This window comes from Salinifilum ghardaiensis (assembly GCF_054491345.1).
Map to the genome: position 1 here is coordinate 1,654,382 of NZ_CM137101.1, position 18,494 is coordinate 1,672,875.

The following is an 18,494-nucleotide window of genomic DNA, read 5'->3' on the forward strand; positions in this document are numbered from 1 at the left end:
CCAATGTTCTAGTTATAGTACAATGAACGAGTCAGTGTTCAGGGATGAGGAAGAGGCAAACTGTGCGGAGCAAGCAGGTAGGTGCGGCGCCCTCACAGGGCACCGAGGTGACGGGTAAGGCTTCCACACGCTGGTGGGCGTTGGTGGTGATCGGTCTGGCGCAGTTGTTGGTGGTGCTGGATGCCACGATCGTCAACATCGCGTTGCCCTCGGCCCAGCGCGAGTTGGGGTTGACGGATGCGAGCCGCCAGTGGGTGATCACCGCCTACACGCTGGCTTTCGGTGGGCTGTTGCTCCTGGGAGGCCGCGTGGCTGACCGGTTCGGGGCCAAGAGGGTGTTCCTGGTCGGGCTGGTTGGGTTCGCACTGGCTTCATTGGTGGCGGGTGCCGCCCTGGACTCGGGAATGTTGTTCGCCGGCCGGGCGCTGCAGGGGGCCAGTGCGGCGGTACTGGCCCCGGCGGCGTTGTCGCTGTTGTCGACGACGTTTACCGAGCCAGGAGAGCGAGGCACTGCCTTCGGCGTCTACGGGGCGTTGTCCGGCGGTGGGGCCGCAGTTGGGCTGCTGGCTGGCGGGGTGTTGACCGAGTACCTCGACTGGCGCTGGTGCTTGTACGTCAACATCCCCATCGCCGCAGCCGCCCTGCTCGGCGGTATCTGGCTGCTGCGCAACCCGGCGGGCACGCGCGAGGCCAGGCTTGACGTGGCCAGCGCGCTGACCAGCTGTGGTGGGCTGACCGCCGCAGTCGGCGGGTTCGCCGCCGCCGAGGCGTTCGGCTGGGACGACCCGCGGGTGCTGGGCTTGCTGGGCGCCAGTGTGCTGCTGTTGGCGGTGTTCACCCTGCTTGCGGGCCGCCGCACCTCTCCGCTGTTGCCGCTGCGGATCCTGGTCGACCGCGCTCGTGGGGGCTCGTTTCTGGCCGTAGCGCTCTCGCAGGTAGCGATGTTCGGTCTGTTTTTGTTCATGACCTACTACCTGCAGACCATCCTGGGCTACTCGCCGGTGCTGACCGGGGTGGCGTTCCTGCCGTTGACGGCCGGCATCGTCGTCGGTTCCACGCTGATCGCCGGTCGGCTGCTGCCGCGCACAGGTCCCCGGGTCCTGATGGTCGCGGCACTGCTAGTGGCCGCGCTCGGCATGGGCCTGCTCACCCAACTCGGCGCTGACACCTCCAACGTGTTCACCACGCTCCTGTTGCCTGCGCAGATCCTGATCGGCCTCGGGCTGGGCGGGGTCATGATGCCGGCGATGAGCACCGCTACCGCCGGCGTGGACGAACATGATTCCGGAGCCGCCTCCGCCACGGTCAACGCCGCTCAACAAATCGGCGGTTCCCTGGGCACCGCGTTGCTCAACACCATCGCCACCACCGCCACCGCCTCCTATCTCGCCAGCCACGCCTCCTCACCCGGTGTCGACGCCGCTGGCACGGTGCACGGCTTCACGGTCGCGCTCACTGTCGCCACGATTCTTCTGCTGGCGACCGCTGCACTCACCGGGACCCTCATGCCCGGGACACGCCGTGGCCATACGCAGCCTGCCGGCCACGGTCGACCGGTAGAGAACGAGACACAATGACCCGATGGGCGTGAACTTTTTCGACATCGACGACCGGCAACAAGAGATCAACGACGAGCTAATCTGGTAGCTGGGCTACCCGCGCTCCAAACTGGTTAGCAAGCACGGCGTAAATCCAATGCCCCGGCGAGGCCGTTGGTGTGATGTTGTGCCCTGCGGTAATGGTAGGCGGAGTCCGTGGGGTGCGGGGTAGCAAAGCGGGCATGACCCGCGTGATGATCAATGAAGGGTGTTGCGGCCATCCGATCACTGCGAGGAGCCATGCCCGCCGCACCATCATCACCGCTCAACCCTGTGAGTCAGCAACTGGCCATCGCTGCGTCGAAGGAGGAGTCTTCCGGCGTCGAGTTCCTAGTACTGCAGCCGGAGTTGTGTGATCGTTGCTGGTGAGGGGGCTTGCAATGAAGGGCGGCCACCGCGTGATCATGCAGTGCTGTGGAGGCAACTGACGATCACGTGGTGGCAGCAGGTCACAGCATAGATCCTGCCGGATGGCAGACGGAACTGGACGCGCTGATGCAGCGAGTGGCTGGCCGGTTCGCCCGTGTCGAGACGCGGCAGCGGGCGCGTGCGCTGGCGCAGGGGCTGGTCTCGGACGTAGGCAACAAGAACTGCTGGACATCGGCCGAGCACTCCGGTGACGTCATGCCGGCGGGATGATGCAGCACTTGCTGCGTCAAGCCGTCTGGGGCGCCGATGCGGTCCGCGATGACGTTCGTGACCTCGCTGTGGAACATCTCGGCGACCGGCAGGCGGTGCTGGTGTTCGATGAGACCGGCGACCTGAAGAAGGGCAGCCACACGGGCGGCGTGCAACAGCAGTACACCGGCACCACCAGACGCATCGAGAACGCCCAGGTCGCGGTGTTTGCCACCTACGCCACCGCCGCCGGACACACTCATCGACCGGGAGCTATACCTGCCTCGCTGCTGGGCCGACGACCCGGACCGACGCCAGGCGGGCAGGGATACCCGAGGACGTGGAGTTCGCGACGAAACCACAGCTGACCGCGGCCATGATCACTCGAGCCGTAGCCGCTGGCGTGCCCGCCGGGTGTGCGGCCGCCGATGAAGTCTACGGCGGCAACACGAGCCTGCGCCGCGAGCTGGAAACCCAGCAGCTCGGCTACGTACTCGCTGTGTACTGCGATCACCGGGTGCGCACCGGCGCAGGAACAACCCGAGCCGACACTACGCTCGTCAGACTGGAAAACGGGCGTGGCAACGCGTGTCCGCCGGCGCTGGAGCACACGGACAATGCTACGACGACTGGGCATTCGTCGAGCTGAACGAACCCGACCCCGCCAGACAACGGCGGCTGCTGGTCCGCCGCAACCGCACCACGGGCGAACTCGCCTACTATCGCTGCCATGCACCTCATCCGGTGCCGCTATCCACACTGGTCACCATCGCCGGACGCCGCTGGACCGTCGAGGAATCCTTCCAAACCGCCAAAGGACAGACCGGACTGGATCAGCACCAGCTGCGCCGCTGGCACTCCTGGTACCGGACAACACTCGTGTTGCTGGCCCACGCCTTCCTCGCGATCACCACCGCCACCGCCCACTCGACATCAGCACCACCAGGACTGATCCCCCTGACCCTGCCGGAGATCGCCCATCTGCTGCACGCCCTCACAGACGTCTCGCCCGAACAGGCCGCACACATCCTGGCCTGGTCCACCTGGCGACGACGCCACCAACACCGCGCCTGCAAAGCCCACTACCAGCGACAACACCGCCGTGAACACTGAACTACGGCTGCAGTATTAGCCCGACCCTCTCATCCGGATGGCTCGCCGGACAGTGCTGCGGCGACAGCCTGATCGGCACTGTGATCGGTTCACTTGATGCTCTCTTTAGAGCTTCTAGCAGTAGCATTAAGAGCATTAATAACTGTTTATTTTTACTCTATATGGGGGTGTCTTTTGTGAATCCCTAGGATAGAGTCGTCCGCGATGGGGAAATCTGAGGGGAAAACAGCTGGAGTTTGCACTGGGGTGACCATTTGTGAACACGTCGGTGATCTGAGAGGCCTCCCGTGTCGCGGGCGAAGACAGGATGTTCGTGTGCCAGATTGACGGCAACGGGTCTCGTGGCCACGGGGTTTATCTTTGGGTTGCTAAGTACGCCTCAGCTGCACTTCGCTTCGGCTTCTTGGTATAGATGCCCAAGACTTCTTGGTGTTGTATGAGCAACCTGTTAGTTTCATTTACTCATTTACACTGAAAGAAGGGGTGCCCGGTATCTATGCGTAGTCGATCCCGGCCAAGTGTTTTCTTGGCACGATCGAGTGGGCGACCACGAATTTTCTCGATGCTTCATCTGGCCGTGCTCGTCGTTGCGATCCTCCCCCTTCTCGTGGGGTGCACTTTAGCTGGTGTACCGGAGAATACCCCGGTGAACACCGGAGCCGCGGTGTCGCGATACCTCGACAAACTCCATACCATCACCGCGCGGCATCCACAGTTCCGAGCATCCGGGACGCCCGGCTACGCAGAGGCCGCGTCGTGGGTCCAGCGGACATTGGAGTCGACCGGACTGAAGGTGACCCGACAGCCGTTCTACTTCCGCTACACCCACACCCGAGACGCGCGTCTGGTGTCCGCGTCCGGTCCGGTGAAAATGGAGGCGGCGACCTACTCGCCATCGACTCCACCCGGTGGGATCCGCAGGCTTGTCGCAGTTCCGCCGGGGCCGCCCGCCGCGCGCACTGGGTGCGATCCCGCCTTGCTTGACCGTGCCGCGCTGGCCGGCCGCATCGCCCTACTTGACGCCGCAGACTGCGGCCTCGACGCTCAGGCGCGAAACGCCGCACGCGCCGGTGCCGTCGCAGTGCTCGTCGCGAGCTCGGATCCCGAGGTGCCTTACTTCGGTGGGTTGCGTGATCTGGGCACGTCCGTGCCGGTGGGCGGTGTTTCGGCTTCGACGGCAGACCGACTGGTCGCCGACGCCGCAGCCGGGCGGCCTGTCACGATGACTGTGGACACGATCACCGAGGTCAGGCGTACGGTGAACATCATCGCCGAGACGCCGGGCGGTGACCCGGACACGAGGATTGTCAGCGGAGCCCACCTCGATTCCGTACCGGACTCGCCGGGCGCAAACGACAATGGCGCCGCCGTCGCCGCGCTGCTGGACACCGCTGTCGAGACCGGACGTCAGGCTGACCCACCGCGCAATAAGCTCGTTTTCGCTTTTTGGGGGGCAGAGGAGTTCGATCTCGTCGGTTCCCGGAAATACGTGGCGGAGCAGTCACCTGGTGCCGTCGACATGTATGTCAACCTCGAGATGATCGCGGGCTCGAACTACGGGTCCTTTTTTCTCAACGGTCAGGCACCAGCCGCACCCCCAGGCTCGGCTGTGATCGCCAGAAATCTGGAAAACGCGATTGCTGACCTTGGCGGTTCCCCCGATCCCTGGCCGTTGGATCGCCGTTCGGACTATGGACCTTTCCTCGACGCCGGAATTCCCGCCGGGGGGATCTGGGGTGGCTCGTTCGAGACGAAGACGGCCGAACAGGCCCAGCGGTGGGGTGGAACAGCCGGCGCAGCGTTCGCCCCTTGTTACCACAAAAAGTGCGACATCCCGTCCAATGTCGATCGGGAGGCCTTGTTGCTGCACACGAAAGCGTTCAAGCGAACCATAGCGAAGCTTTCCGACGCAAAGATGAACTCCCAATGATGAGAACACACTTTTCCCGATTTCGGAGGTCGTCACGGTGAATTCACCGACAATGGCTGGAGCCGTGGTGCGGGACCCGGTGGGGCGCCTGTTCGTGCAGCGCCGGGCCGCACACCGACACTTGTTCCCGAACTGCTGGGACATCGTCGGAGGCGCGATCGAGCCTGGCGAAGATGCCCGAGGGGCGCTGCAGCGGGAGATCCGCGAGGAGACCGGCTGGCACTTGCGCTCGGTCATCAGGCAGGTGTGCGACGAGACCTGGACCTTCGGCGACACGACTCACCGCGAGGTCGTGTTCCTGGTTGAGGTCGACGGCGACCTGTCTCGACCGGAGCTGGAGACGGGCAAGGTCGTCGAGCACCGCTGGATCGACGGCCCGCAGGACGCGCGGGTGCTCGAGGAGAACCGGAAGCACGGTGGCACCGACTTCGTCGGACGGGTCGTCGAGCGATGTTTAGAAAAGGGGGTAGCGACATGACCGGCACGCGCCCCCGCGCGCTGCTCGTTGGGTTCGCTGGCAAGCAGGGCCGGGAGTTCCTCGACCCGATGACTCGCCACGCCGACGTCGTCGGCGGTGTCGACCCGCACCCAGACGCCCCGGTGATCGCTGAGCGGGCTGGCTTCCCAGTTCTCGACGGCATCGCGCGGGCTATCCGTGACGTCCCGTTCGACGTCGCTCTGGTCACGATCCCGCACAGTGAACACATCTCCGCGTGCCGGACGCTGCTCGAGGCCGGCAAGCACGTGCTCAAGGAAAAGCCATTCGCCGCAGAGATCGATGAGGCCGACGACCTCGTCCAGCTCGCCGGAGCGCGCGATGTCAGTGTCTACACGCTCGTCCAGCGCCGCTTCCACCCAGCGTTCACGTTCGCGCGCGAGTACATCGCCCGGATCGGCGCTCCCTACTGGTTCTCCTACGAGTACCACGCAAACCATGCCGGTGAGACGACCGGCTGGCGCGGTGTCACCGACACCGCGCGCGGCGGGGTGCTACTGGACATGGGCTACCACGCACTCGACGTGTTGACCGAGCTGTTGCCGAAGCCTGCGACCGTGCGCTCGACATTTCTCCACTGCCACGAGACGATGCGCCGCCGCCGGCTGGAAGACTTCGCAGCCGTGTCACTCGGCTACGAGCCGCCCACCCTGGCCGGGACACTCAACGTCTCCCGCCATCACCACGCGAAGACCGAGCGGCTGACCGTGCTGGGTAGCGCGGGTTCGCTGGAGGTCACCCCGGCGGCGGCGATGCTGTTCTCATCCGGGGGCAAGCCAGTAGCAGACATTCAGGTCACGGAGCCGAAGACCGCGATCCAGGACCGCATGGTAGCGAGCTACCTGCGCGACCTGGACGAGCCCCGCAGTCGGGCCGCGCACCTGCGCCAGCAGAAGTCCGTGGTCACGCTGCTGCGGCGTGCCTACGGCGCCGAGCACGACGTACTAGCGCACCGCACCGGACCGCTAGCCGACGGTCCCACTCTTGAGGAGGGAACCCGACGATGAGCAACGACAACGCACTGGCCATACGCGGCGGCCCCGCCACGGTGCGCACGCCGTTGCCGCACGAGATCTGGCCACCACCGTCGACGGAGCAGGAGCGTGCCGAGCTCGCCGCCCAACGCGACACTGACATCTCGATCCGGGGCAGCTCCGGTCCAGTTGAGGCGCTCGAGGACGAGTTCCTCGACCTCGTCGACCGACGCAGCCGATACGCCATCACGTTCAACTCGGGGACCAGCGCACTGCTGGCCGCCTACTTCGCCCTCGGCGTTACCGAGGGCGTGGAGGTGGTCGGCCCGGCACTGACCTACCACGCCGCGCTCAGCCCGGCGTACGCGTTGCGCGGCGATGTCCGGCTCGCCGACGTCGACGTGCGCACCCGCTGCCTCGACATAGATAGCGCCGAGCGTCTGATCACCGACCGGACCCGAGTACTCGTCGCGGTCCACCAATGGGGCCACCCCTGCGATATGGACCAGGTCGAACGGCTCGCGAATAAATACAACCTGAAAGTGCTGGAGGACTGCTCGCATGCGCACGGCAGCCGGTACCGGGGCCGTCCGGTCGGAACATTCTCCGACGCGGCGGTGTTCTCGTTGCAGGCGAACAAGGCCGTGTTCGCCGGGGAGGGCGGCGTCCTGGTCACCGACCGGGCCGACGTGCATGACCGCGCAGTCCTGCTCGGGCACTATCGGGATCGTTCGCGCGACAACGTCGTCGACGACGATCAGCGCCGCTACTGGGTGACTGGCCTCGGGCTCAAGCTGCGCATGTCGCCGTTCAACGCCATCGTTGCGCGCCACTCGCTGCGCGCGTTCGACGAGCGCAAGACCGAGCGGCACCGCTGCCTGCAGTATTTTTCCGAGCGCCTCTCGGAGATCGACTACATTGAACCCGTCGTGCCCGCGCCGGAAGTCGACATGGGCGCCTGGTACGGCTACAAACCGCTGTTCCGCCCGGAACGCATGCCTGGTGTGGACCGAGCCACGCTCATCGAGGCGTTACGTGCGGAGGGTGTCGAGGTCGGGGCCCCTTCGGCCCCGCACCTGGCGTCGCTGCCGCTCTACCACTCCGAGCGCAACGCGCTGTTCCCCGAGGTCGCCCAGCACGCCAACACCACCGAACACACACCGAACGCCGTCACGCTCGAACGTCGCGCCCTGTCGTTGCCGACGTTCACCGATTGGGAACGCGACCGGCCCATCATCGACGAGTACGCCGCCGCGTTCGCGAAAGTTGGCGAGCACCGAGACGAGCTGGCCCGCTCGATCGCCGCGTAAGACCACGACAAAGACCCCGGAAACGGAGACCGAATCATGACCGATCAGCAGACTGACCGTACCGCCATGCAGGAGCCACCGGAGGCCGCCGAGGCCGTCCTGGACCGGATCCTGGACTCCACCGACCTCCCCGACTCGTTCTCGCTGCTGGGCCGGGAATGGAGCCTGCACCCGGGCGTTTTCCCTGGCACCCTGACCGGGGCAACCGAAGTGATGGCCTCGGTCGTACCCTACCCGCGCGGCGGGTCGTTCTTGGAGGTCGGCTGCGGCAGCGGGGTCATCGCGGTGACTGCGGCGCTCTCCGGCTGTGCGAACGTCACCGCCGTCGATATCAGCCCGAAAGCTGTATCCAACACGATGGAAAACGCTCGCCGGTTCGGCGTCTCCCACTTGGTCGAGGCCGTACCGAGTGACCTGTTCGATGCGATCGCCCCGCAGCGCCGGTTCGACACGATCTTCTGGAACGTGCCATGGACCTGGACCGACGAGACCTTCTCGCTTCGGTCTGACCTGCACTCCGCCGTGTTCGACCCGGAGTACGCCGGTCACCGCCGCTACATCGCCGAGGCGGCGAACCGAATCACCGAGAACGGCCGTGTGCTCATAGGCACAGCCGACCTAGGCGAGCGCGAGGTGATCGACGCGGCGGCCGCGGAGGCCGGGCTGCAGGTCCGGCTCGCCCAGCGCGTCCGCCGTATCGAGGTGGTACGGGTGATGGAGTACCACCTGCTCGAGCTGACCCCGGTCGGTACGTAGATGGCCGTAAGGACGTCCGCGAGTACGCTTGAGGACGATCTCAGGCTGGCCCAGGTGCTGGCGGAAGAGCCTAATGCGCTGTCCGTTCCGCACTTTCTTTCCTCGCAGCTATGGGCGGACACCAAGTCCGATCGTACGCCGGTGAGCGGGGCTGACCTCGTGGTCGAGGCGGCCCTGCGGGAGCGGCTCGCCATTGAGCGCCCCGGTGAGGAGAACGGGGGCAGCCTGGACGCCGAACGCGCCTGGGCGATCGACTCGCTCGGCGGGACCCGCAACTTCCTGCGGGGCGTCCCGTTGTGGGCGACGCTGATCGCCCTGTTCGTGGGTGGTCAGCCGACGGTCGGTGTGCTCAGCGCGCCTGCGCTGCACAGGAGGTGGTCGGACACGCTAGGACTCGGTGCCTCGCGAGAGGTGGCAGGCCGATCCTGCCCTTCACCGACCGAGTCTTTACGGATCTCGCGGCACAACCGAGAAGACCAAGCTCCTGTCGATCCTCGGCACGTCAGGTGCGCTCAACGCCACTTCACAGACCCCATCCCTGCACTCCATGGATGGGCTGACCGTGAACCGTCACGAGCGAACTGTCACCAAGGCGAAGCGATTCGCGCCATGTTCGGCCCCTACCTCACGTACCTGAACCTCCGGACGCTCCGTCATGCCCCTCTCCGTATCAACTGTCCATCCTCCGCACCATCGAAGCGATCTACCGAGCCCAGCGCGCTTGCTGACCGGTGCGCCTGCCCTGCGCTCCCCTTGAGCCGCACCTGGAGAAAACGTGACGCTAACCATCACCCTGGCGGAAACGCCCAAAGATTATCTCGCCGCCGCGCTCGCCGACTTGACTGTGGACCCCGGAGATCGCCTGCCCGGCGCCCTCGATCCGTGCGGACGTCATCTGTGGCCACGCCGAATCGCTGCCCGCCTAGGCGTGGCCACCACCCCCTGCGACAGGCCTGTCGAGGCTGGTGAAGCTACCCCCGAGGATGCCGTTGCGGCTCTACACGATGCACGCTCCGAGCACCTCGTCGTCGCGATGATGCCTCAGGGCGCGAGCAGGGCGGCGCGGTCCGGTGGTGGCGAATACCGAGCACCAGCCGAGGACTTCGGGTACCCGGCGGCTGCGTTCGCGCTGGCCAAACACGCCCAACTACGGCTCGTCCACGACGAGGATGCGGTGTTGCGTGCCGTGGACGTCGCCGAGCCGCGCTTCGTCACCCTCGTTGGTCCCACCGAGCTGCTCGGCTTCGGCCTAACCACCCGGATACGAGCCCGTTTTCCGCACGTCGAACTAGGCATGCTTCATGGGTACACGCCCGCCAAGCTGAGTGAGCTGATCCTTAAGACTGTGCTCTACGCGCGACTGCCAGCCGACGATGACGTACTGATCTCGCCGCTACTCAAGGGCGACGAACCATGGCGTAACGGGCGGTTGACCGTCTATCCACAGGATGCCGTCGATCCTGCGGCCCTCGCACGCCCTGTCGAGGATGCCGACGCACCGACTGAGGGTGGTTCGGCGGGTGAACTCACAGGGCTGTTACGGCAATTCAGCGTGATCACCCACGGCAGCGAGGACTATCTACGGCTAACCTCACAGGATCTGCTGTGCGGGCGGACCGATGACCAGGAGGAGCTGGCCGCAGCGCGACAGGAGCCGGGCGCCACCCTCCCAGCCTGCATGCAAGGGGGCAGCTGCGTCTATCCCGAGGCCCGCCGATGGGATCCAGCTTCCGTTCCGGCGCAGTTGGTATTTGCCAACGCCTGCCTGAGCTCCAAGCTCGGCACCCAGCTGTTCGGAGGACGGGGCAGCTTCACCATTGCGCAGCGCTTCCTCGAAGCCTGGGCCGGCAGTTACATCGCCAGCCCCCTACTTAAGGACGGCACGCACGGTGAGAACCTGCTCTTCCACTATCTGTTGGAAGACGGGCACACTGTCGGCGCCGCAGTGCGCCAGGTCAACGAGAGCCTGCACCAGTGGGGCATCGACGCGCCCGAAGTGCTCGTCGTCGGCGATCCGGAGGCACGCTATGCGGTCGAGCGGACTCGCACCCTCCCGGAGACGGTGAGTTACCAGGAGGCCCCGGGCCGGGCAGAGATTACCTTCGAAGAGAAGATGCCGGCCTTCACCCGTATCCGGCTAAAGGACTCGAAGCTGCGAGAGGCCCACCGCCAGGGCGAACTCACCCTGACGCCCATCGTACCGTTCGGTGGCAAGCTGCCCGTCTACGGCGCCGTTACCGAGGGCGAGGATGGTGCACTCAATGCGCTGGTTTTCGGTTTCCGGGAGCGACGACTCATCGGCACCGAGACCTCCCGTTCCCTGGCAGTAGCGCCCCGACAGACCAGCACGGTCGACCGGATGGTGCGAGCCGTAGAACGCTACGAGAATCTTGCCTCTCTCGACATCAAGCTCGACAAAGCACGCTCGGTGCTCACCGACACCGCCAATAACCTGCCGACCGTGGCCCGCAGGACCAAGACGGCGGCAAGCGAACTCAGCCAGTCCGAGCCACTGCACAAGGCCACCGAGCGAATCCTAGCCAACTGTGCTCGGCTCGACCAGCACCTGTTGTCCACCCTGCTACGACTCACCGAGACCCGCGAGTATCACTTCGTCGAGGCCTACCGGCCCACTTATGCCGTTCAGCAGATAGAGAGTCCCTACGCCGCCTGTGGCTACTGCGGGGAAGCCACTTACCGGTATACCAGCGCCCATGTACTACGGCCTAGGCTGCGCCGATTGATGATCAGCTGTCCTGTGTGCGGGGCTACTCAGGACACCGAGGACGACACGGTCGCCATCACCATTGAGGGGGATGCGGTGCTCGTGCCCAACGACGAAACACGACTGGACATCCGGTTAACCAATTTCGGGGTCGACGACATGGACGTTCTCCTGGGCGCGCGTATCACTCGTGGAAAGCCGCACGGCTTCAGCTTCGACCTGAATCCCGGCTCGCTACAGATACCGGCGGGTAGTAGCGCCGATGCCCGTTTGACCATCACCACCGCCCAACCCCTGAATCGACACGCCATGCTGTTGCGCTGCTACGCCGTGGGACAGGGCCGGATCGATTTCGCCGGCCGCGATCTGCGGTTCGCTCACAGCCTGTGATCCAGGTTCACAGGCACATCTTATGGAGTACCGCCTGTTGGAGCTGCACTCCAACTAGCGGTACGAGGCCAGCCCGCACCCACCCCTCCGACCCGGTTCCGACCCGTGCAGGGAGCCCCATGCGACAGTCCGCCGACCTAGAACTCGCCCTGGAACTCGGCGACATCGCCGATGACATTACGCGCAGCCGGTATCGCTCGCGCGACTTGCGCGTGCACAGCAAGCCTGACCGGACACCGGTCACCGACGCAGACACGGCCGTTGAGACCACCCTGCGCCACGCGGTCGCACGGTATCGCCCTGACGACACCTTCGCTGGAGAGGAGACCGGTGGGACGGCCAGTGCCGGACGAACCTGGCTCGTCGACCCTATCGACGGTACCAAGAACTTCCTGCGCGGCGTGCCAGCCTGGGCCACGCTGATCGCTTTGCTCCAGGATGCTCGGCCGGTCCTGAGTGTGATTAGCGCGCCTGCGCTGCACAGCCGTTGGTGGGCAGCAGCCGGATGTGGTGCCTGGCTGCGTCACGGCCTCGACAGCAACGCACCCGAGCGGCTGCGCGTCTCCGCGGTCGAGGACCTGGCTGACGCCTATCTGTCCACCACCAGTGTGCACACCTGGCGCACCTTCCACTCCCGCGAGGCCTACCTTCGGCTCGTCGACGCTTGCTGGGAGGATCGCGGTTTCGGGGACTTCTTCCAGCATTGCATGGTCGCTGAGGGCACGCTCGACATTGCCGTCGAGCCCGTGGTCAGCGCCTGGGACATTGCAGCTCTGCAGGTCCTCGTCGAGGAGGCCGGCGGTGTGTGCAGTGACCTGCACGGCGCCAACCCTCAGTACGGCACCGGAGCCCTGTCCGCCAATCCCCGGCTGCATGCCCGTACGTTGCGTATCCTGCAAGGCTCTGATGGCCCCGGAACGCTAACCATCGGCGACCGCGCATCCCAATTGAACCCAACTTCCAGAGGGGAAGTGCCCGATGATCTCTGACGCACCCGTAATCCGTCCCGCCGTCCAGAGCGATGTACCGCGCGCCGTGCGCACCCTCGGTGCCGCATTCGCCAGCTATCCGGCGACCCAACACACCGTCGACCCCGAACGGCACCAGGAACGGGTTACCGAGCTCCAGAAACTCTTCCTCACCCGGATCGGGTTCGGCGTTGGGCGGGTGTGGGTCGCTGATGACGGCGATGCCGTGGCGGTGTGGACCACCCCCGAAAGCACAGGCACCAAGGCGGTGTTCACCGAGATCGGCCCACGACTGGCTGAGCTGGCCGGCTCCCGAGCGTCGGCACACGAGGAGATGGAACGCCTCCTGCAACCACACCGGCCCACAGAGCCGGTCTGGTTTCTGGCCACCGTCGGAGTGGCGCCCGAACGGCAGGGCCAGGGTCTGGGCAGTGCCGTGGTTCGCCCCGGCACCGAGACAGCCCGCGATACGGGGGTACCCGCCTATCTGGAAACCTCCGACGAGCGCAACCTTCCTTTCTACAGGCGGCTCGGCTTCACCGTGGAGACCGAGATCCCGCTACCTCACGGCCCCCGCACCTGGTGCATGACCAGCCGCCCATAAGAGCTCCTAACGCATTGGTTGTGGGAGTCGGCGCCAGCAGATGAGGCTGGTGGCCAGGGTGAGGAAGCCGTTGTGGATGTCGGTGCGGCGCTCCCAGCGGGTGGCCAGGCGTCGGAACTGGTGCAGTAGTGCGAGGGTTTGTTCGATCACCCAGCGCACGGGTTGGTTGTTGTCCCGGGTACCACGGCGGCTGATCAGCGGTCGGATTCCCCGCTGTCGCAACAGAATCCGGTGATGATCATAGTCGTAGCCACGGTCAGCGACCAGAACGTCGGGCTTGCGTCGCGGTCGGCCAGGTCGGCCGCGCACGGGCGGGATGGCTTCGACCAGTGGGAGGAGTTGGGTGATGTCGTTGCGGTTGCCGCCGGTGAGGATGGCCGCGAGCGGCAGCCCGCGGCCCTCGGTGATGAGGTGGTGCTTGGAGCCGGTCTTGCCGCGGTCTACCGGGCTGGGGCCGGTCGCTGACCCCCTTTTTTCGCCTGCACATGGGACGAATCCACGATCGCTCGTGACCAGTCGATCTGACCGGCTGCGTGTAGCTCGGCGAGCAGCACTTCGTGGAGTTCAGCGAAGACGCCCGCCTCGTGCCAGTCCCGTAACCGGCGCCAGCAGGTCATCCCCGAACCGAACCCCAGCTCCTGGGGAAGGTCTTCCCACCCAATGCCCGTGATGAGCACGAACAAGATGCCTTGGAGCACCTGCCGGTCCGGCAACGGCTTCGGACCGGTCTTACCGGCCGGGCGTACCGGCAGCAACGGCTCGATGCGCTCCCACAACGCGTCCGAGACGATCCATGGCGCAGTCACACCAAGATCATCTCACATCAAGATCATCAATGTGTTAGGGCCTCTAAGGGACCTGAGCGCCCTGAACGAAAGGACCGCACCGTGGTCGAACACCCGACACCAGAGCAGGAAACCACTGGACAAGCACGCGCCGAGCACGCCGAGAACTTCGCTTCGCAGGAGCGGATTCTCGGTCTCCTCTGGGGTTACATGTCGAGTGACATCGTGGAACTGGCTGTTCGGCTGGACATACCCGAACGTCTCGGGGAAAAAGGCAACACGGCCGAGGAGACAGCGGCGGCCACCGACACTGATCCGGTAGCGATGTTGCGCTTTCTACGGGTCTTCGCCGCCCTTGGTTTGGCCGAAGAACCAGCCCCGGGCCATTTCACACTCACCGCGGCAGGCGACCGGCTGAGACCCGACGTCCCCGATTCGTTACACGTCTTCGCCCGCCAAAACTTCGGAGTCTTCCGACAAGCCTGGACGAGGCTGGAGCACAGCATCCGCACTGGCGAGCCCGCTTTCGACCAGGTCTTCGGCACCGACTTCTTCGGCTATCTGTCCCTAAACCCCGAGCTGTCGGAGACGTTCGCCACCTCCATGCGAGAGGCCACCCGCACGCTGAGCACCGCGCTGGCTCAGCAGTACAACTTCTCGGACCACGGAACCGTCGTAGACGTCGGCGGAGCCGACGGTTCATTGTTGGCGAGCGTACTGGCCACGCATCCGCAGGTACGCGGCATCGTCTTCGACTCGCCAGCCGGTAGTCGAGACGCGCCGGCCACGCTGCGCGAGGCCGGACTCGCCGACCGGTGCCACGTGGAGACCGGGGACTTCTTCAGCCGAGTTCCCCAAGGAGGTGATCTATACATACTGAAGAGCATCCTGCACGACTGGAGCGATGCCAGGTGCCAAGAAATCCTCAACTCCTGCCGCAGAGCCGTCCCGCCGCATGGCCGGCTGCTCGTCACCGAAGTACTGCTGCCCGACCGAGTCACCGCAGACGCGCATCCCCTCGCCTACCTCAGCGATCTGTATGTGCTGGTCAACATGGGAGGCAGGGAGCGCAGCGCCGCGGACCTGGAAGAACTGCTGACAGCCACCGGATTCCGTACCACCCAGGTGCTATCACCGCAGGACCTCGCACCGTTCTCCCTCATCGAGGCGGAGCCGGTGTCCGGGATATGACCGGGGAAATGATTCACGGCACCTTGTCGGAACCAAGCAGGATCTGTTCGAACATCACACGCCGAGTGTTGGCCGCGTACTCCTTGCCATGACCCGGAGTGCAAGGCCGTAACGCGATTCCCGACGACCGTCCCAGCACGACACGACCCGTCCTCGGACGGTGCGCCCGGCTAACAACGCAGGCCCTACCGTGCCGACCCCTGCGAGCTGACCGGTACCGCATGGTCGTCGCCCGGAGACCCGATATATGAGCGAAGTGAACTCAAAGACACGAATGGCGGGACACGGTTGTCATCACTGCTGTCTGGCTCGAGAAGGGACATGACATGAAGCGCCGGAATTTTCTTGCCGCGGGTAGTGCTGTCACGGCTGCTACCGTCCTCAGCGGATACACAATATCGTCGGCCACCACAGCGCCGGACTGGAACGCGCTCGACTCGAGCCTAAATGGTGAAGTCGTGCTGCCCAGTGACCAAGACTATGAGAACGCCCGGGTGCTCTTCTCGCAGCAGTTCGACCAAATCTACCCGCGTGCCGTCGTAATGTGCGCTTGCCCCGAGGATGTGCGCGAGGCGCTGCTGTTCGCCCGACGCCACGAGATCCACTGCGTTCCCCGCAGCGGTCGGCATAGTTTCGGTGGGTACTCAACGACCAGAGGAATGGTGATCGACACCTCACGGATGCGCCGGATCTCCGTGGAGCATGGACTGGCCCACGTTGGGGCTGGTGCCCGAGTGATCGACCTACACGAGGGACTACTGGCCCAGGGGTTGACGGTGCCCACCGGCTGGTGCCCCACGGTAGGCATGGGTGGACTCACGCTCGGCGGCGGATTCGGCCTGGAGTCCCGCGCACACGGTCTAACCATCGACCGGCTCGACTCGGTCGAACTCGTCCTGGCCGACGGCGCCGTCGTCCACTGCGATGCCCACCACTACCCGGACCTGTTCTGGGCTCTACGGGGAAGTGGGGGCGGCAACTTCGGCATCGCCACCTCCTTTGCACTCCGGCCAGTCAGAACGGTGCCGCAGATGATCAGCTACTCCCTGTCCTGGCCCCACGATCGGGCCGTCGAGGTCTTGGACGCCTGGCAGCGCTGGGCACCCGACGCACCGGACGCCATGACCCCGCTGGTCACCCTCCGCCGCGGCGCCGTGCAGGGGCAGCCCGCGCTGGAGGTCTACGGCTCGTGGACGGGCCCCCGGAGGGAACTGGACCGGACGCTGGAACGCCTCGTCGACGACGTCGACGTGCCTCCGGAGAACTCGCAGATCCGCGAACAACCCTACCATGTCGCAAAGATGAGTTGGTTCGGCTGCGAGGAGCTCACCCTGCAAGAATGCAGGGCTACCAATCAATCGCCCCACGGCCAAATCCAACGCTTCGGCCCATCTAGGACGCGTGGCGCTCTCTTTGATCACCCAGTCCCAAGTGCCAGCCTGCGGCACCTCTTGGACGCCTTCCACGACGGCAAGTGCGCGCGGCACGAGACCCGACAGCTAAATCTGATGGCGATGGGCGGAGCCACGGCTCGGGTCCACCCGGTCGCCACCGCCTATGTACACAGGTCCTCTGCCTTCAGCCTCGGCGCCACCTACACACTCGACACGTCGGCCTCGCGGGAGGAGCGTCAGCGCGCCCGGCTCTGGGTGAACAACACCTGGGAGCGGATGTGGAGGGTATCGTCCCGACGCGCCTACCAGAACTTCATCGACCCCGCACTGCCCAACTGGCGCCACGCGTACTACGGCAACAATTACGGTCGGCTCTCAGCCGTCCGGCAGCGCTATGACCCGGAACAGTTCTTCCGTTTTCCCCAGGCCATCACATGATCAGAACGGCAATTGGAACAAGCAGCACGAACGGATCGAGCAGACTGATGAGCGCGAGGAGGATCGTGTGGAGATGAATCTTGCGGGAAAAGTGGCGCTCGTGACGGGCGCTAGCCGAGGCATCGGCCTGGCAGTAACACGCACGCTGCTTGCCGAGGGGATGGTGGTATACGGGGCTGCACGCAACCCGTCTCCGGAACTTACCTTCTCCGACGCCCGGTTCCTCCCTACAGACCTGGTCACCGCCGAGGGGCCGGCGCACGCCGTAGAGACAGTGGCAGCCGAAACGGATACGCTCGATCTCCTGGTTAACAACGCAGGCGGTGGGGACGCTGCCGATTTCACGGTGGAGGGGTTCCAGGCGGAGACGGACGACACCTGGGCGCGGGCGTGGGAGCTGAACCTGATGAGCGCCGTACGTACCACCCGCGCCGCGATCCCGCTGCTGCTACGGAGCACAGCGGGTTCCGTCGTCAACATCTCGTCTGCCGGGGCACGCTCACCGGGTAGCCCGGTATCTTATAACACAGCCAAGGCAGCGCTGACGGCCCTCGGCAAGGCGCTGGCTGAAGAAATCGGACCGCGCGGCGTACGAGTGAACACTATCTCGCCGGGTCCGACGCGCACCGCTATCTGGGAGTCGCCCGGCGGGTTCGGTGAGCGGCTGGCCGCATCGTTTGGCCGGGTTCCTCTGGAGGTTTTCCTCAAGCAGGTCCCCAATGCGGTGGGAAGCACCACCGGACGCTTCACCGAACCTGCCGAAGTAGCCGCCCTGGTGGCCTTTCTCGCCTCTCCGCATGCGAGCAACATCATGGGCACTGACATACTCGTCGACGGCGGCATGCTCAAGACGGTCTGAACGCAAGCGGGCGGGGAGCGGCCGGCGTCCCGAGTCCCGGTGACGCGTCCAGACCCTCGCCCAGGTTCGGGTTCCACGCCGACCCGCTTCCCGGAGCAGTGGTAGACGTAGGGCCATCGTTGAAGGTGACGACTTCCTGGAAACCGCAGAAATAGTCCAGGCGCGAGTCACCACACGGCACCGGCTGCACTTCTTCGCTGTTCCCGTAAATCTCCGGTCGCACCCGGGTGTGACGGACATACTTGTGGATCGTCGAGCGAAGCACACCAGACGAACGAGCGATGGGGACACGACACTGTCCGGCTCGGCCAACAGGCACGGGCATACCGGAGCTGCTTCGCCGTT

13 protein-coding genes and 2 pseudogenes are annotated in these 18,494 nt (G+C 65.2%); 14 read left to right on the forward strand and 1 reads right to left on the reverse strand.

Features of this window, described 5'->3' with window-relative positions; translation table 11 throughout:
* Positions 1-62: 62 nt before the first annotated feature.
* The 11 genes and pseudogenes from ACVGV0_RS07520 (at position 63) to ACVGV0_RS07570 (ending at position 13,482) form a co-directional block, all read left to right on the forward strand.
* Positions 63-1,577, forward strand: coding sequence for an MFS transporter (locus tag ACVGV0_RS07520; RefSeq protein WP_459159140.1), 1,515 nt, complete (start codon positions 63-65; stop codon positions 1,575-1,577).
* 516 nt (positions 1,578-2,093) lie between these two features.
* Positions 2,094-3,329: pseudogene (locus ACVGV0_RS07525) on the forward strand (IS701 family transposase).
* Between the two features lie 646 nt (positions 3,330-3,975).
* Positions 3,976-5,259 carry a M28 family peptidase gene (locus ACVGV0_RS07530; protein WP_459159141.1) on the forward strand — a complete coding sequence of 428 codons (1,284 nt, stop codon included), beginning with the start codon at positions 3,976-3,978 and terminating at the stop codon, positions 5,257-5,259.
* 52 nt (positions 5,260-5,311) lie between these two features.
* A complete protein-coding gene (locus ACVGV0_RS07535) occupies positions 5,312-5,737 on the forward strand; it encodes an NUDIX hydrolase (RefSeq protein WP_459159142.1) in 426 nt (141 codons plus the stop codon).
* A complete protein-coding gene (locus tag ACVGV0_RS07540) occupies positions 5,734-6,762 on the forward strand; it encodes a Gfo/Idh/MocA family protein (RefSeq protein ID WP_459159143.1) in 1,029 nt (342 codons plus the stop codon). The genes ACVGV0_RS07535 and ACVGV0_RS07540 overlap by 4 nt, the downstream gene beginning before the upstream one ends.
* Positions 6,759-8,039, forward strand: a complete 1,281-nt coding sequence (locus ACVGV0_RS07545; protein WP_459159144.1) for a DegT/DnrJ/EryC1/StrS aminotransferase family protein — start codon at positions 6,759-6,761, stop codon at positions 8,037-8,039. The genes ACVGV0_RS07540 and ACVGV0_RS07545 overlap by 4 nt, the downstream gene beginning before the upstream one ends.
* A gap of 36 nt (positions 8,040-8,075) precedes the next feature.
* A complete protein-coding gene (locus ACVGV0_RS07550) occupies positions 8,076-8,795 on the forward strand; it encodes a methyltransferase (protein WP_459159145.1) in 720 nt (239 codons plus the stop codon).
* A pseudogene (locus tag ACVGV0_RS07555) lies at positions 8,796-9,197 on the forward strand (inositol monophosphatase family protein); the annotation flags it as partial.
* A 373-nt stretch (positions 9,198-9,570) separates the two neighbouring features.
* Positions 9,571-11,910: a hypothetical protein gene (locus ACVGV0_RS07560; protein ID WP_459160128.1), complete on the forward strand. Its 2,340-nt coding sequence runs from the start codon at positions 9,571-9,573 to the stop codon at positions 11,908-11,910.
* Between the two features lie 119 nt (positions 11,911-12,029).
* Positions 12,030-12,899: a histidinol-phosphatase gene (gene hisN, locus ACVGV0_RS07565; protein ID WP_459159146.1), complete on the forward strand. Its 870-nt coding sequence runs from the start codon at positions 12,030-12,032 to the stop codon at positions 12,897-12,899.
* Positions 12,889-13,482 carry a GNAT family N-acetyltransferase gene (locus ACVGV0_RS07570; RefSeq protein ID WP_459159147.1) on the forward strand — a complete coding sequence of 198 codons (594 nt, stop codon included), beginning with the start codon at positions 12,889-12,891 and terminating at the stop codon, positions 13,480-13,482. The genes hisN and ACVGV0_RS07570 overlap by 11 nt, the downstream gene beginning before the upstream one ends.
* 6 nt (positions 13,483-13,488) lie before the next feature.
* Here the strand turns inward: ACVGV0_RS07570 and ACVGV0_RS07575 are convergent.
* Positions 13,489-14,288 (reverse strand): IS5 family transposase gene (locus ACVGV0_RS07575; protein ID WP_459156287.1). Its coding sequence is split into 2 segments (ribosomal slippage): positions 13,489-13,943 and positions 13,943-14,288, totalling 801 coding nucleotides; the frame shifts between segments, so codons are not numbered across the junction.
* A gap of 81 nt (positions 14,289-14,369) precedes the next feature.
* On the opposite strand from ACVGV0_RS07575, the gene ACVGV0_RS07580 reads away from it, so the two are divergent.
* From ACVGV0_RS07580 to ACVGV0_RS07590, 3 genes are all read left to right on the forward strand, one after another.
* Positions 14,370-15,458: a methyltransferase gene (locus ACVGV0_RS07580; protein WP_459159148.1), complete on the forward strand. Its 1,089-nt coding sequence runs from the start codon at positions 14,370-14,372 to the stop codon at positions 15,456-15,458.
* A 458-nt stretch (positions 15,459-15,916) separates the two neighbouring features.
* On the forward strand, positions 15,917-17,290 hold the full coding sequence (locus tag ACVGV0_RS07585; RefSeq protein WP_459159149.1) for an FAD-binding oxidoreductase: 1,374 nt from the start codon (positions 15,917-15,919) through the stop codon (positions 17,288-17,290).
* On the forward strand, positions 17,247-18,149 hold the full coding sequence (locus ACVGV0_RS07590; protein WP_459159150.1) for an SDR family NAD(P)-dependent oxidoreductase: 903 nt from the start codon (positions 17,247-17,249) through the stop codon (positions 18,147-18,149). Before ACVGV0_RS07585 ends, ACVGV0_RS07590 begins: the two co-directional genes overlap by 44 nt.
* Positions 18,150-18,494 lie beyond the last annotated feature (345 nt).

Bases quoted from the DNA above. Each gene is read 5' to 3' on its own strand.
- ACVGV0_RS07535 (WP_459159142.1), top strand. From the start codon at position 5,312: ATGGCTGGAGCCGTGGTGCGGGACCCGGTGGGGCGCCTGTTCGTGCAG.
- ACVGV0_RS07540 (WP_459159143.1), top strand. From the start codon at position 5,734: ATGACCGGCACGCGCCCCCGCGCGCTGCTCGTTGGGTTCGCTGGCAAG.
- ACVGV0_RS07545 (WP_459159144.1), top strand. From the start codon at position 6,759: ATGAGCAACGACAACGCACTGGCCATACGCGGCGGCCCCGCCACGGTG.
- ACVGV0_RS07550 (WP_459159145.1), top strand. From the start codon at position 8,076: ATGACCGATCAGCAGACTGACCGTACCGCCATGCAGGAGCCACCGGAG.
- hisN (WP_459159146.1), top strand. From the start codon at position 12,030: ATGCGACAGTCCGCCGACCTAGAACTCGCCCTGGAACTCGGCGACATC.
- ACVGV0_RS07570 (WP_459159147.1), top strand. From the start codon at position 12,889: ATGATCTCTGACGCACCCGTAATCCGTCCCGCCGTCCAGAGCGATGTA.
- ACVGV0_RS07590 (WP_459159150.1), top strand. From the start codon at position 17,247: ATGACCCGGAACAGTTCTTCCGTTTTCCCCAGGCCATCACATGATCAG.